Origin of the sequence: Paracoccus benzoatiresistens, from assembly GCF_026913015.1 — a bacterium.
GTDB classification, from domain to species: Bacteria; Pseudomonadota; Alphaproteobacteria; order Rhodobacterales; family Rhodobacteraceae; genus Paracoccus; species Paracoccus benzoatiresistens.
The window spans coordinates 1-11,972 of record NZ_JAPTYD010000081.1 but is presented as its reverse complement, the minus strand read 5'-3'; the positions used below and the strand labels follow the sequence as shown (position 1 = coordinate 11,972).

Sequence of the window (11,972 nt, the reverse complement as noted above, 5' to 3'; positions counted from 1 at the left end):
AGCCGCCGGTTGGGTGGGTGTCAGTTCACCCGGAGATTACGCCACTGTCCAATTTCTACCACTTCCGAGACACGACCTTGGAGAAACTGATGGCCAAGTTCTTCACGGGAGACTGAATTATGGGCTGCACTCCCCGGATGTAGATTTCTGAACGGCTGGCGTCACCGCTCCCTCCTGCAATCCCCGGAGCACCGCAACGGTGTCTTGAAAGAGAGCGCTGCCAAGCGCCTCTTCAGCAAGCCTCAAGGGAATGAAAAAGAGCCCGAGGCGCATTGCGCCCCGGACCGGTCGCTTTCTTAGTCACGGAAGGGTCAGTCACGTTCCGGCCATTCAAATTCCGGCGCATTCTCAAGCGCGGCGCGGTTGGCAGTGAAGACGATGAAATAGTCGTCCTCGGAGTCGCCGTCGCGGATCATGCGCAACTGGTCCATCGAGACCGAAACGGTCCTTTCGCCTATCCCCAGGAAGCCGCCGATATCGATCAGCACGGCCTTGACCTCGCCGGTCTCACTGATCACCAAGTCTTCGATCTCGCCAATGTCGTCCCAGCCTTCGTCGGCCTCGTTATAGGTAGCGGAGGTGTCTGGATCGGTCTCGGTGACGTACAGATCCTTGTCGATGAAGGTTTCGGCTGACATGTCAGTCGGGGCCGCCATGTAGCCGAAGCCGGCTTCGGTCGATGCTGCAGTGGTGTCGGCATCGGTAGCGGGCGCCGTTTCGGTTGTGGCAGGGGCCGTGGTCGTCGTTGTCGCATCCGCGGCGGGTGCCTCAGTGGTGGCGGGTGCTGGCTCTGCCGTCGTTTGCGCCAGGACCGGACCTGCAAGCATGGCCATCAGGGCGGTCGAAGTCAGAAGCTTTTTCATTGACGATCTCCTTCAGCAAACCCACGAGGGGAATACCCGAAGAACCGGTCAGACGATGGTAAGGTTCCGAAAGCGGGCACCGCAGAGCCGACACTATTCCGCATCTGCTGATGAAATCATGAGCGAACCTAGTCTCTTGGGGGCAGGACAGGAAAACTGAGAGAGCATCGAGCCTCTGGAACAAAGACCTGCCATCTCCATTCCTGACGTCATGGGCAGACAGCCGAACAGATGTCCTGAGGCAAGCGAATGGCGGAAGACGTGCACCAGATCCGTCTGCAGGTCTTTGCCTGTTGCAGGCAAGTGGCGCTCTCTTGGAAGCAGCTGATGAGGCCTGGGGCGTGCTGATCGAACTCCGGAGCGGCCCGAAACGGCATGGTGTGCTGCTGCGATGACCACGAGGTTCGCTTTCGGGAGGACAAACTGGCGCCGGTTCAGGCAGATGGCGCGAAGCGGCGCAGGGTCAGCTCGATGGTGTATCCGTCCTGTCGCGTGGATTGAGCACTTTCCAGCAGACAGAGATTTCATGGAACCGGCTGTCGTAACAGGGAATTGGTCCCAATAATACCAATCTGGAGATCAGAGATGAAGTCGATCCTGTCTACCACGTCCCTTGTTGCAGCCCTTGTTGCGGGCTCTGCCCTTGCACAAACCACGGTTGTGACTGAGACCCCCTCGGTCACCGAAGTCCAGACCGATGCCGACACCACGGGCGGCGGTGCCGCAGGCGGCGCGGCTTCGGGCGCGATTGCCGGAGCGGTCGTGGGTGGACCTGTGGGCGCGGCAGTCGGTGCCGTCGCTGGGGGCGTCATGGGCGACATCAGCGAAGACGCCCTGACGCCTGAGACACGAACCTACGTTATGGACAACAAAGTTGAGTCCGTGGTCATTGACGGAGAGGTCGCGGTGGGCACCCAGGTGCCGGAGACGGTCGAGATCCACACGATCCCTGACTCCGAATACAGCTACGTTTATGTCGACGAGCGGCCCGTCCTGGTCGAGCCGCAAAGCCGCGAGATCGTCTATATCTACGAGTGACACCTCCTCAGGCAGGCCGGCGATGACGCCGGCCTGCAGCGGACCTTAAGTGAGCGATCTTCCAGTTGACGTCCGCGAGGTAACGTTCTCACCGATGCGACATGTTCATTTTGACGCCTGTTCCAAGTGCTTCCGGGCTGATCGTCAGAAGGTCCGGTGAAGGGCTTTGGCCTGAAGCGCTGACGTATTTCGATATTCTAGAGAGTAGGGACGAGCCGGCATCAGTTGGCGTTGCGCAATACAAGTCATTGATGCCCAGAGCCAAAAGAACGCGTCGCTGGACGGCCCTGTTGATTTCCCAAATGAAAAAAGGCGTCTGACATGAACAAGTTCTTTATCAGCAGCGCCGTTGCGCTGGCTTTAACATCGACACATCTCGCCGCCGGCCCGATCCATACACAGGGCGACATGGCACGCTTTGGAACGTCGTTTGGCGAACAGACCTGGTTGGCCAAGGACAACAACGGCAATGGGCACGGTAACGACAAGGCGCGCAAGAACGGTCATGGCAATGCCGGCAACAGCAACCGCGGCAACGGGAAGCCCGAGCATGCAGGTGGACCGAAGCTCAAGACGAACGGCAAGGGCGTCGAGCACGCGTCGCATGGAGACGGCAGGGGTGCCAGCGGCCGCCGAGGCTTCACTGCGGCCGAGCGCGAAGAGGTCTTCGGTCGCATGGTCTCCATCCCGACTCCCGCAGGTCGCGACATGAAGCGCGTGCTGGGCGCGACGGCCCTCGCCTTGGCTACCCCTCAGTTGCTGCTATCCGATATCCCCGAGGATGAGCTCATCACCTACCGCAATTGCCCCCCGGGACTTGCCAAGAAGGATCCGCCCTGCGTCCCGCCTGGTCTGGCCAGGAAAGGTGTAACCTACGACGAATGGGTATCTTATGATCAGGATGAATACGACACGATCTGGGTCGAGCGCCGCGACGAATGGCTCAGGTCTCAAGCCGACGTCGACCCTGACCCTGAGCTTCTGCTGTTGCAATCGGACCAGATCGCGACACTCTTCGATCTCGACCCCGCAGCTGATGGCCAGCGGTATGCTCTGATCGACGGACTGCCTGTCCTGCTCGACCAGAAAGATTACACTTCCTTGCTTCTGGTGAACCAGATGGCACAGGTGCCAGACCTTGTGGCTGGGGCGCCGATCGCCCCGACGGCAGCCCTGACCCAAGATGAGCTGATCAACCTGTATCGTCTGCCGCAGCTGGGTGACAATGAAAACTACGCTGTTGTGAACGGACAAGTCGTGCGGTTGAACGACTCAAATTACGAGCTTCTTCAGATGATCCGCATCGCGCGGGCCGTTCTGTAACCATTGGGACCATCGAAGAAAGAGACAATAGATCAGGCTCGCCCTTGCAGGAGAGATGATGCAGCCGCCGCTAAGCAGGCGGCTGTTTTCAGTGCCACTTGAAGAACTCCAACGCCCGCCCATATCCCGTCCTTTTGCAATGACACTCTCCGACAGATCCAGAGCCGAGGTGTCGCGTTGTCCTTAAATCCGAGACGCGGCACGTTCGGTGGCAGTCCTTGCTGTTAAGTGTGAGACACAGCGGTCGGCAGGCGGGTGCGTCCTGGTTTTCTCCGGGTGATTTGGTTGATTGTCGCAAGCAACCGGAGCTCTTTTTCGTAAGCCCGAAGCAAGGCAATCCGCGCGTAATCGTCGGCGCCTATGCTGAACAATGCTGCCTTTGCCAAGGGACGTAACTGGCGCCCCCCAACGGCTACGAGGCAGAAAAGCCTTACCTCCGGCATGGAGCTTTGAAGTGCGCAGGCTGGATCGCCACGAAGGGCTTTGAGCCCCATTGCGAAGGTGACCGCCCGCATGGCTCGGTGTAGTTGGCTTGCGCTACTGGAATTCGCAGCGCGTTTCAACACCCCTGCCCCGTGCCGCGCACGATCGACAAGCCTCTTGGAAGCTGCCTCGCCGTCTTGCTTGGCGAAGGTCGGCAGGAGTCGAGCACCGCAAACCTGGCAATCGAACGCCCATGCCCGACGCCAGTGTTTCAGAGCAAGATCGCGAGCCGTGCGGGCCGGGCAAGCCTGGAAAGGAACCTGCGCTGTAAGCCGCATCGTCGCTTCCGGCATCGCCGCGAAAGTCATCGACTGCACGCACGCGGGGTCGATGCGCCCCGCCATGAAAATCCTTTCCGCAGCCCTTGCTTCGACTTCTAAGTCCATGGTGGCAACATGCCGAGCTTCGATCTGGAGATGTGCCAGTAGGTCCGGGACCTCGCAATGATCGGAAGCGGCCAGTCGAGACAGCCAACCCGCAAGCAGTTCATCCGGCAGTGGCGCAACCGTCTTCGGAAGAAGCTGCACATCACGCCCCAGACTTCTCGAGCCGCCGTTGGGTTTTCGCGTGACGCGACCAGACTGGTGTCCATTTCGCAATGGCGTCGTCGGTGATGCACTCCTCGCCGGTGACGATCGCGTCGATGGACAGGTCTTTGACTAGGGCAAAGATGCGCGACGTCACACCGCCAGTCAGCGCGAGAATTTGCTTGAGCGATTTGACTTTCAGATTGGACTTTTCCGCGAACGGCATGGCGTCGATCAAGGTCTGGATCATGTCCGAGAACTCGGCATCATCGCGCCAGTTCGGCAGGTGGTGTTCATCCAGTCTCCGGGCTAACTGGACATCGCCACGAATGGCGTCGACCGCTTCGCTGACCCCGAAGCAGACCAGTGACGCCTCCAATTCGTTGTTGAGATACCGAAGCACATTTAGGAAGCGGCGTTGTTGGCGATGGCTGCCCGCCAAGAAGTTGTGTACTTCGTCAATCATGATCATCCGCATCCCGAGGTCGCGCAGAAGGCCCACGACCCAGACTTCCAGCCAGGCAATACCGTAGGCCCGCAAGCTCAGCGTCGACGATGGGGCACCGACGACGACATCATCGACCGATGCTGCGACGCCTGGTATGCCTTTGCAAACGCCCCCATCCTGTCCGATCAATTGCTACGCGCAAATACGCAAAAGCGGTCTATGCATAAGGCCGTTGGTATAAGCCGTGCAGAGATACCCGGATCCAAGCTTCCGCCTTGCGCGGCTCGCACCGGCCATCGCCGCCCTGACCCTGCTCGCGGGCTGCAACACGATGTCAGGCGTCGGGCATGACCTCACGGGCTCAGCCGAGTTCCTCTAGGGATACATGCCGCCCGAACTCCAGAACGGGTCGGCGGACTACCGGGTGGATCAGGGCCCTGGTGCCGATCCGGTCTTCAGCGGCCTTGGCGGCGTGCCGCCCCTGGGCTCGATCTGACCGGCAGCGGATGCCGGAAAACCGGCATCCGGGACCGAGCGGTCACAGCCGCTCAGAGCAGCTGGAGATCGACCGCGCTCGTCTTTCCGCTCCGCCCGGTCTCCGTCTCATAGGACACCTTCTGGCCATCGTTCAGGCCTCGCAGACCTGCTCGCTCGACAGCGCTGATATGGACGAAGATGTCCCCACTACCGTTTTCCGGCGCAATGAAGCCGTAACCCTTGTCGGCGTTGAACCACTTGACTGTGCCCGTCGGCATGAAAGATCTCCCTCTTGGCTTTCGCGTCCTGGAATGCCCGCTGCAGCGCGGCATTTCAAGATCTTTGTTGACGCTGGGTAAGGTCTGCAAATGAAGGGCTGAAATCATCGGCAAGACGTTGCTCGCGCCGCGCCTTTCCTGCTGGATAGCCTCACCAATGAAGAAGGAAATGATAGGCGAAGCTCTGACCGCCGCCCTTTTTCTTGCGGTTATTTCCACCGCAGTTCCGGCACTTGCCGATGCCATGCCGCGCTACGACGTGGAGTCGCATTGCCGGGAGGTGGCGAACTTCAGCGCCGGCTCGAACATGCTCTAGAGCGCCGCAAGCGGCCACCCCTGCCCGATCATATCCGCGCGGACCGCTGGTCTATTCCGAACATGCTGGCAAGGCTTCGCGCCGAGGCCTGAAGGTCTGTGTCGAGCTGGCAGGCGGTGCCGCCGCTGAGCGCGCCGACCTCGCCGTGGAGGTCTGCGAGACGGGCAAGAGCCGTTTCGTTCTCCGTGGTCGGGTGGCAGACGGCCTCACGACCTGAAAGCTCAGCTGGGGCGGCAACACCAGCAAGCCCGGGCGGCGGCAACAAAGGATCGCGATGAACAGCGATGGCTACCGCGTTCTGGAAAGCCTGGCCCAGGAGGCTGATCTCTCGCTCGGCAGGGAACTTCTCGTCAGGCACGAGGAGCCCGCGCACTAGGAAAACATCGCGCGCGGCTTCTAGGCGACGGATATAGGAGAGGCTGTCATGGTACTGCCGCCACCGCCAATCCGAACATGATCATGGCGTCGAGAAACATCACGGCGGTCGAGATCAGGAAGTTGACCATCGGGAGGGTCCTTCTTCAGCTGGGATTCTCCCCTCCAACGAGCAAGACGCCCATTGGATGCACTGTCCTTAAAGACAACTCCTTGGGATCAAATAAAACGGAACCGTTCAATTCCAGTTTCTGTAGGGCCATCTAGGGACAAAGCCCGCTTCCACGTCGGCGCTGAGGCGCGACGCCTCGGACCGCATCATCTACGGCAGCGCAAGCGGCATGCTTGCTTCCGATGCCGACGGCACCGGCGGAGCATTCGCGAAACATTGCAGTTAAACCCATGCCAGGCTGAAGCCTCTTGCGCGCAAGCTGAAAGAGGCTCTCGCTCGGGCACGGCACATAGCCTCCGGGTGACCGGAAAGGGCTATATCGACTGCTCGTCAGCAGAGAGGCGACAGCTTAAAGCGCGGAAGAACGGGGATCGACGTAGAAGATGTGATCGTCGATCAGCCGCACGCGCACCATGTGTGGCGCCCATTCCGGGGTGATGGCCGTGGTATGATAATGATCCGCGCCCTTGAGTTCCGGCATCGGCCCCTCGACAAGAGCAAGGGCGGCGAACTGCACCGCTTTCTGCCAGGCATCCATGTCGTCGATCAATGGGTAATCGTAACGCGAGGTCAGGAAGTTGAACTGCGTCGGGACAATGGTCTCGCAGGCCGTGCGACCCCATCGGTGGGGCAGCGCCGCGCGCTGAAGGATCACCGAGGCGACGGCCCGCTGACCGAAGTCGTCTTGGTTGCGCGCCTCGTGGTAGATGGCAACGGCGATGCAGGACAGATCGCTTGCGTTGCGCAAGGATGCCGGCGGCAGGGGAATGGGGGCGCCCTTCAGGATCTGCACCGCCGTGGCGGGGCGCGGATGCGGGCGAGCCGTCTCGACCTGCGCCGGGCGTGGCAGGGGAGAAGAGGCACTCCTGAGCGCGAGCGGGGACGGCATGGATGCAGGAGTCTTGAAGCGGTTTTCCGAGAGGGTCGGCTGTGCATCGCCGATGGCGTGGAGAGCAGAATGGGGGGTAGGTGAGGATCTGTGCGCCGCGACACGCGGCACCGGCTGGCGGAACTGGCTCTCGTCCACGCGAGCGAAGACCAGGCTGCTTGAGTTCCAGGCAGCGACAAGGGCAATGGCCGTGACGAGGACCTCTCGGATCATAGGGTTACTCCTTCGATCCTCTCGGAAACGGCACTCAGGGCAAGAGCGTTCCAAGATTGGTCGCGATGGGCAGATCAACGCCGATCCTCCACCTGAGCCGACCTTGCGCCCCGATCAGGAATTCAAAGCGCCCGCAAGTTCCGCCGCTTGACCCCACAAGAAGCGAAGCCGAGCAACCAGATACAACACCATCCTTCTGCTTCGGCTTGGCAATCATCCCGTTCCAGCTTGGGTGGATTCCCGCGGCCGGCTTGAGATGTCTGGACATTAGAACTGCCGCAACGTTCAAACAGACGTCTTGCGGCAACATACTGGCCTGGATCATTACCGAGTCCGGCCTGAACAACTCGTAGTTCGTTGATTTCACCTGCGGAAGCTGCGGTTCTGTTCGTTTTGAATTGCAGGGTTTCGTATTCTTTGGCCAGAAACCTTGCAATTTCTGGTCGCCGATGAAGCCTCATTCCCGCGCCCCTGAACAGGATGACCTGCTCCGCCCACGACTGGTCGATATGATTGATGCGCGCCACGAGTTGGTGAAGCTTGCGGCGCTGATCGACTGGGAGTTTTTTGAACGGGAATGGGCAACCTTCTTCCCCTCGCATCAGGGTCGACCCGCGACATCGCCCCGCCTGGTCGCGGGGCTCATGTATCTCCAGCACGCCTTCAAGCTCTCTGACGAGGCAGTCGTCGCCCGGTGGGTCGAGAACCCGTATTACCAGCACTTCACTGGCGAGACGTTCTTCCAGCACCGTCCTCCAATTGATCCCTCGTCGCTGGTGCGCTGGCGCAAGCGGATCGGCGAGGAAGGGGTGGAGTGGCTGCTGACCAAGACCATCGAGGCAGGTCGGGCTTCTGGCGCGGTCACCGACAAGAGCCTGAAGCGGGTGGCCGTCGATACGACCGTGATGGAAAAGACCATCGCCCATCCCACGGATGCGCGGCTTTACGAGCGCGCCCGCGCCCTGCTGGCGGGCTTGGCGAAAGAGGCCGGGGTCGAGCTGCGCCAGAGCTACGCGCGGCTTGCCCCGCGGCTGGCCGCCCAGGTCGGACGGTATGCCCATGCCCGGCAGTTCAAGCGCATGCGCAAGGCCCTGCGCCAACTCAAGGGCTATGTTGGCCGAGTGCGCCGGGACCTGCGCCGCTACCTCCAAGACATCCCCGAAGGCACGCTGCGCGGACGGGTGCTGGAGGCGCTCTGGCTGGTCGGTCGCCTGCTCGAGCAGACGCCGAAGAGCAAGAACAAGATCTATGCCCTGCACGAGCCCGAGGTCGACTGCATCTCCAAGGGCAAGGCGCGGGTCCGATACGAATTCGGCACCAAGGTCAGCCTCGCCACCACTCTCGATGGGGGCTTTGTTGTCGGCGCCCGCAGCTTTCCCGGCAATCCATACGACGGTCATACCTTGGCGCCTGCACTGGAGCAGGTTGCTATCCTGACCGACCAGGTGCCGGCTCTGGCTGTCGTCGACCGCGGCTATCGCGGCCATGGCGTGGAGACCACCAAAGTCCTGATCAGCGGCACGAGACGCGGCATCACCCCGCTTCTGGCAAAGCTCCTCAAGCGACGAAGCGCCATCGAGCCTGAGATCGGGCACATGAAGAGCGATGGTCGCCTCGCCAGGTGTCCGCTGAAGGGGCGCATCGGCGACGCAATCTTCGCCGTCCTCTGCGCCTGCGGTCACAATATCCGCAAGGTCCTGGCCCATCTCAGGGCTCCTTGGGTCCTGCTCTTTCATCTGATCGGGGCGATGATCTGGCCCGAAACGCCCCAACGCGAAGCATCGGCTGGCGGATAAGGTTGTTCAGAGCCGACTCAGTACCTGCCGACGGCCTCAACCACGCGGTGCCCACCAGCGTGAGGACCGACACTATCCACGACTAGCCCCGAAAGGGCGACAGGCAATCTGACGGATGCGCGGCTGCCCAGATTGCTGGCTGGTATAGCGCGAAACCTGTTATCTCGGCGGCGAATACATGCGGTTCGACGAGCCTTCATCGGCTGTCGGGAGGATAATTTTCCGCTCACCGCGATATCGGCAGCGTGTCAAGGATGACGCAACGAATCGTTGAGCAGGGCCAGATGAGGAATAGGATCATCTCAGTTCTGGAGACAGAAAATGAGATTTATCTATAGTCTGACGGTATTGGCTGTTCTTGCTTCCTGCTCATATATCAAACCTGCTCGCTCGACGACTACCGGTGGTAGCGCCAAGATGCTGGCTGAGACGCGCGCAACAAAGGATAAGGCGTTCTGCGGCGACTACGCTCATATGTCAGCAATGATCATGGAGAACCGTCAGATAGGAGTTCCTATCTCCCGCGCTCTGGGTTTTTTCAATTCAGGCAGCGGATTTGATAAACTCATGCACGTAGTCGTCGTCGAGGCTTATAAGACACCTGCTTTCTCCGCCCCGAGAGATCGAACAGAGGCGATTATTGAGTTTGCCAACAGGCAGCACGCTCTCTGTTTACAAGCATAACGGCTCCATGCCGCCGCTCCCGAACGGCACTCGTGGGCGTCATAGGGGTACCAGGCGAGCAAGATAGTGTCCCCCACGACGTTGGAGGATGTCGCAGCCGAACCCGCATGTTCGCGCAATTTCCCTGAGCGTTTCGGCGTCGACCTGCAGCACGGTGAAGGGTACCCCCACCCGTCCGGCATAGGAGAAGCGCAGGTCGATCTTGCCGAAGTAGCGACCCTGCGCCGCCTTTGCGGCAATCCGGGCCCGGGCTGCGCCATCCGCGGTGATCCGGAGATCAAAGGAGTCGACGATCAGCTGGCCGCCGTCGCCGAGCAGCGCCCGCATTCGGTGGAGGAAGGGCGGAAGGTCGCGCAGCCTTCCGACCTTGTCGAGACCGTTGCAGATCGAGAGCACGGTGTCGAAGGGGCTGTCGTCGAAGTCGTAGGCTATATAACAGGTCCGCCCCCTGGTCCCGGATGGGCATCTTCGCGAGCATGTTTCAGGAACTGGCGCAACCGGGCGCTCAAGGCGATACGGTGATGATGGACCGCACATTCCTAAAGGCGCACCGCACCGCGGCCGGTCTTCGAAAGTCCGCGGCTCAGGAAACGATCCAGGCGATCGTTCTCCCGAAGGACTGGATCGTCCTCGGGCGATCGGACGCACGAAAGGCGGCCTTAACTCCGGGCTGCACATGCGACGGCAAAGGCCGGCCGCTGAACTTCTTCCTCTCGCCTGGGCAGATGGCTGACAGCCGGGGTGCTCTCGTGCTTCCGAGACACTTGCCGCCGGCCAAGCGTTTTTCTGGAGACAGGGCTCATGGCGCCGACCGGTTGAGAAACGGCCTCAGGGAGCGTGGCATCCGACCCTGCATTCCGCCCCGGAAGAAGCGCAGGAAGCCGGCCCGATACAACAAGCGCCTTTACCGGAAGCGATACCGCACTGAGAATGCCTTTGGCCCACGGAAGGACTGGCGCGGCATCGCCACCCATTACGAACGTTGCGCAGACATCTTCCTCAACGTCATCATCCTGGCCGCCATCGTCATATTCTGGATCTGATGTTTATGGGGATAGACCCTACTTTCCGACTGGCGAACAGAAAAAAACGCACCAGGGACCTGAAAGGCCACCCTGGTGCGCAAGGGCCGGGGCCGTAATTCTTTGGGTCAGTCAGCCGAGAGGCGAAAACTCGGAAACCACACAACCAAAAGCCGCTCGGCTGATGGTTGAGTATTGTCTCAGCTTTATACGTTGGAGAACTTGTCCATTTGGGCAGGTCGGCTGTGGAAGTTTTCCGACCTTTTCCTTTGCTGGGCCTACTTGCAAAAAGATGATGCCGAACTCATCGCAGGGTCACCGAAGTGACAACTAGGCGACACTTCCGCAGTAGGGCTGCGTTAACAATTACCAAAATGTCCCGTTCACCGTTTTGGGTAACATAAAAAGAGATTGGATTTTTTTGCGAGTTGGGCTGCGCAGCTTTGCCCGGCTCATCAGTGATTAGGGAGGAAAAGAGTGAACTTGTTCAATTTCGAGACAATCCCCGAATGCCCTCAAGGAGAGTATGTGCTCATCGCCGACAGTCGCTTTCGGGTGGAAGTACATGGCGAGACAAACTTCCTGGTGGTCGAGGTTTCACCTCCCGACGCTCTCTTCTTTAAGATCACCCATCATGGCCGCCACACCGAACTGCAGTCAGCCCTGGATGAGGCTGCAGATCGCGCTGTCCCGATCCAGCCTCGCCCGCCCTATCGGGCCAATAATCGGGCATACGCGTAAAAACCAAAGATCAAACTCTACGCCGTGCTGTTCTTAGCAAGCATATCGTAACTTGAACTCAGACACGGCGGATTTTGCAAGAGTGCCGCCCGGAGCGGTTCATTTTGGAATGCCCTTCGTTTCATGGTAGGCTTGTTCCGAGTAGCGACGGCCGATCACTCGAGGTGAGTGCGGCTTACAATGCCCGGGAACGCAATGGCCATGTTGCTCTGCCGCGGCATGCTTACCGGATGCTCCACGCATGGCAGGCCGGTCGTGTCTCGGAAGTGGTAGAAATTGGACAGTGGCGTAATCTCCGGGTGAACTGACACCCACCCAACCGGCGGC

At 60.1% G+C, this 11,972-nt stretch carries 14 protein-coding genes and 1 pseudogene; 7 read left to right on the top strand and 8 right to left on the bottom strand.

Annotated elements, in window-relative coordinates; all coding sequences use genetic code 11:
- Positions 1 to 311: 311 nt before the first annotated feature.
- Positions 312 to 863 (bottom strand): PRC-barrel domain-containing protein, encoded by a 552-nt coding sequence (locus OU682_RS22125; RefSeq protein ID WP_268944364.1) that lies wholly within the window; start codon positions 861 to 863, stop codon positions 312 to 314.
- A 585-nt stretch (positions 864 to 1,448) separates the two neighbouring features.
- Between OU682_RS22125 and OU682_RS22120 the strand changes: the two genes are divergently transcribed.
- Positions 1,449 to 1,901: a DUF1236 domain-containing protein gene (locus OU682_RS22120; RefSeq protein WP_268944363.1), complete on the top strand. Its 453-nt coding sequence runs from the start codon at positions 1,449 to 1,451 to the stop codon at positions 1,899 to 1,901.
- Positions 1,902 to 2,222: 321 nt separating this feature from the next.
- Positions 2,223 to 3,224 (top strand): hypothetical protein, encoded by a 1,002-nt coding sequence (locus OU682_RS22115; protein WP_268944362.1) that lies wholly within the window; start codon positions 2,223 to 2,225, stop codon positions 3,222 to 3,224.
- 224 nt (positions 3,225 to 3,448) lie between these two features.
- Here the strand turns inward: OU682_RS22115 and OU682_RS22110 are convergent, their stop codons facing one another.
- From OU682_RS22110 to OU682_RS22100, 3 genes are all read right to left on the bottom strand, one after another.
- A complete protein-coding gene (locus OU682_RS22110) occupies positions 3,449 to 4,234 on the bottom strand; it encodes a TniQ family protein (RefSeq protein ID WP_268944361.1) in 786 nt (261 codons plus the stop codon).
- A 1-nt stretch (position 4,235) separates the two neighbouring features.
- Complete coding sequence (locus OU682_RS22105) at positions 4,236 to 4,871, bottom strand: TniB family NTP-binding protein (RefSeq protein WP_268944360.1); 636 nt, start codon at positions 4,869 to 4,871, stop codon at positions 4,236 to 4,238.
- Between the two features lie 359 nt (positions 4,872 to 5,230).
- Positions 5,231 to 5,437 carry a cold-shock protein gene (locus OU682_RS22100; protein ID WP_268944359.1) on the bottom strand — a complete coding sequence of 69 codons (207 nt, stop codon included), beginning with the start codon at positions 5,435 to 5,437 and terminating at the stop codon, positions 5,231 to 5,233.
- A 157-nt stretch (positions 5,438 to 5,594) separates the two neighbouring features.
- Here OU682_RS22100 and OU682_RS22095 point away from each other — a divergent pair, with 157 nt between their 5' ends.
- Positions 5,595 to 5,753 carry a hypothetical protein gene (locus tag OU682_RS22095; RefSeq protein WP_268944358.1) on the top strand — a complete coding sequence of 53 codons (159 nt, stop codon included), beginning with the start codon at positions 5,595 to 5,597 and terminating at the stop codon, positions 5,751 to 5,753.
- Between the two features lie 28 nt (positions 5,754 to 5,781).
- On the opposite strand, the gene OU682_RS22090 is transcribed toward OU682_RS22095, so the two are convergent.
- The 3 genes from OU682_RS22090 to OU682_RS22080 all read right to left on the bottom strand — a co-directional run bounded on the left by OU682_RS22090 (position 5,782) and on the right by OU682_RS22080 (position 7,929).
- Positions 5,782 to 6,111, bottom strand: a complete 330-nt coding sequence (locus OU682_RS22090; protein WP_268944357.1) for a hypothetical protein — start codon at positions 6,109 to 6,111, stop codon at positions 5,782 to 5,784.
- Between the two features lie 538 nt (positions 6,112 to 6,649).
- Positions 6,650 to 7,402, bottom strand: a complete 753-nt coding sequence (locus tag OU682_RS22085) for a cell wall hydrolase (protein WP_268944356.1) — start codon at positions 7,400 to 7,402, stop codon at positions 6,650 to 6,652.
- A 122-nt stretch (positions 7,403 to 7,524) separates the two neighbouring features.
- Positions 7,525 to 7,929: a hypothetical protein gene (locus tag OU682_RS22080; protein WP_268944365.1), complete on the bottom strand. Its 405-nt coding sequence runs from the start codon at positions 7,927 to 7,929 to the stop codon at positions 7,525 to 7,527.
- On the opposite strand from OU682_RS22080, the gene OU682_RS22075 reads away from it, so the two are divergent.
- Both OU682_RS22075 and OU682_RS22070 read left to right on the top strand, forming a co-directional pair.
- Positions 7,852 to 9,198, top strand: coding sequence for an IS5 family transposase (locus OU682_RS22075; RefSeq protein WP_268944355.1), 1,347 nt, complete (start codon positions 7,852 to 7,854; stop codon positions 9,196 to 9,198). The genes OU682_RS22080 and OU682_RS22075 overlap by 78 nt on opposite strands.
- 321 nt (positions 9,199 to 9,519) lie before the next feature.
- Positions 9,520 to 9,882: a hypothetical protein gene (locus OU682_RS22070; protein WP_268944354.1), complete on the top strand. Its 363-nt coding sequence runs from the start codon at positions 9,520 to 9,522 to the stop codon at positions 9,880 to 9,882.
- Positions 9,883 to 9,921: 39 nt separating this feature from the next.
- Here the strand turns inward: OU682_RS22070 and OU682_RS22065 are convergent, their stop codons facing one another.
- Entirely contained in the window at positions 9,922 to 10,278 is a 357-nt protein-coding gene (locus OU682_RS22065; RefSeq protein WP_268944353.1) for a hypothetical protein, read from the bottom strand.
- A 35-nt stretch (positions 10,279 to 10,313) separates the two neighbouring features.
- Here OU682_RS22065 and OU682_RS22060 point away from each other — a divergent pair.
- Together OU682_RS22060 and OU682_RS22055 are read left to right on the top strand one after the other, a co-directional pair.
- Positions 10,314 to 10,925 (top strand): annotated as a pseudogene (locus OU682_RS22060) (IS5 family transposase); the annotation flags it as partial.
- Positions 10,926 to 11,381: 456 nt separating this feature from the next.
- Positions 11,382 to 11,645: a hypothetical protein gene (locus OU682_RS22055; RefSeq protein ID WP_268944352.1), complete on the top strand. Its 264-nt coding sequence runs from the start codon at positions 11,382 to 11,384 to the stop codon at positions 11,643 to 11,645.
- The last annotated feature ends 327 nt before the right edge of the window (positions 11,646 to 11,972 follow it).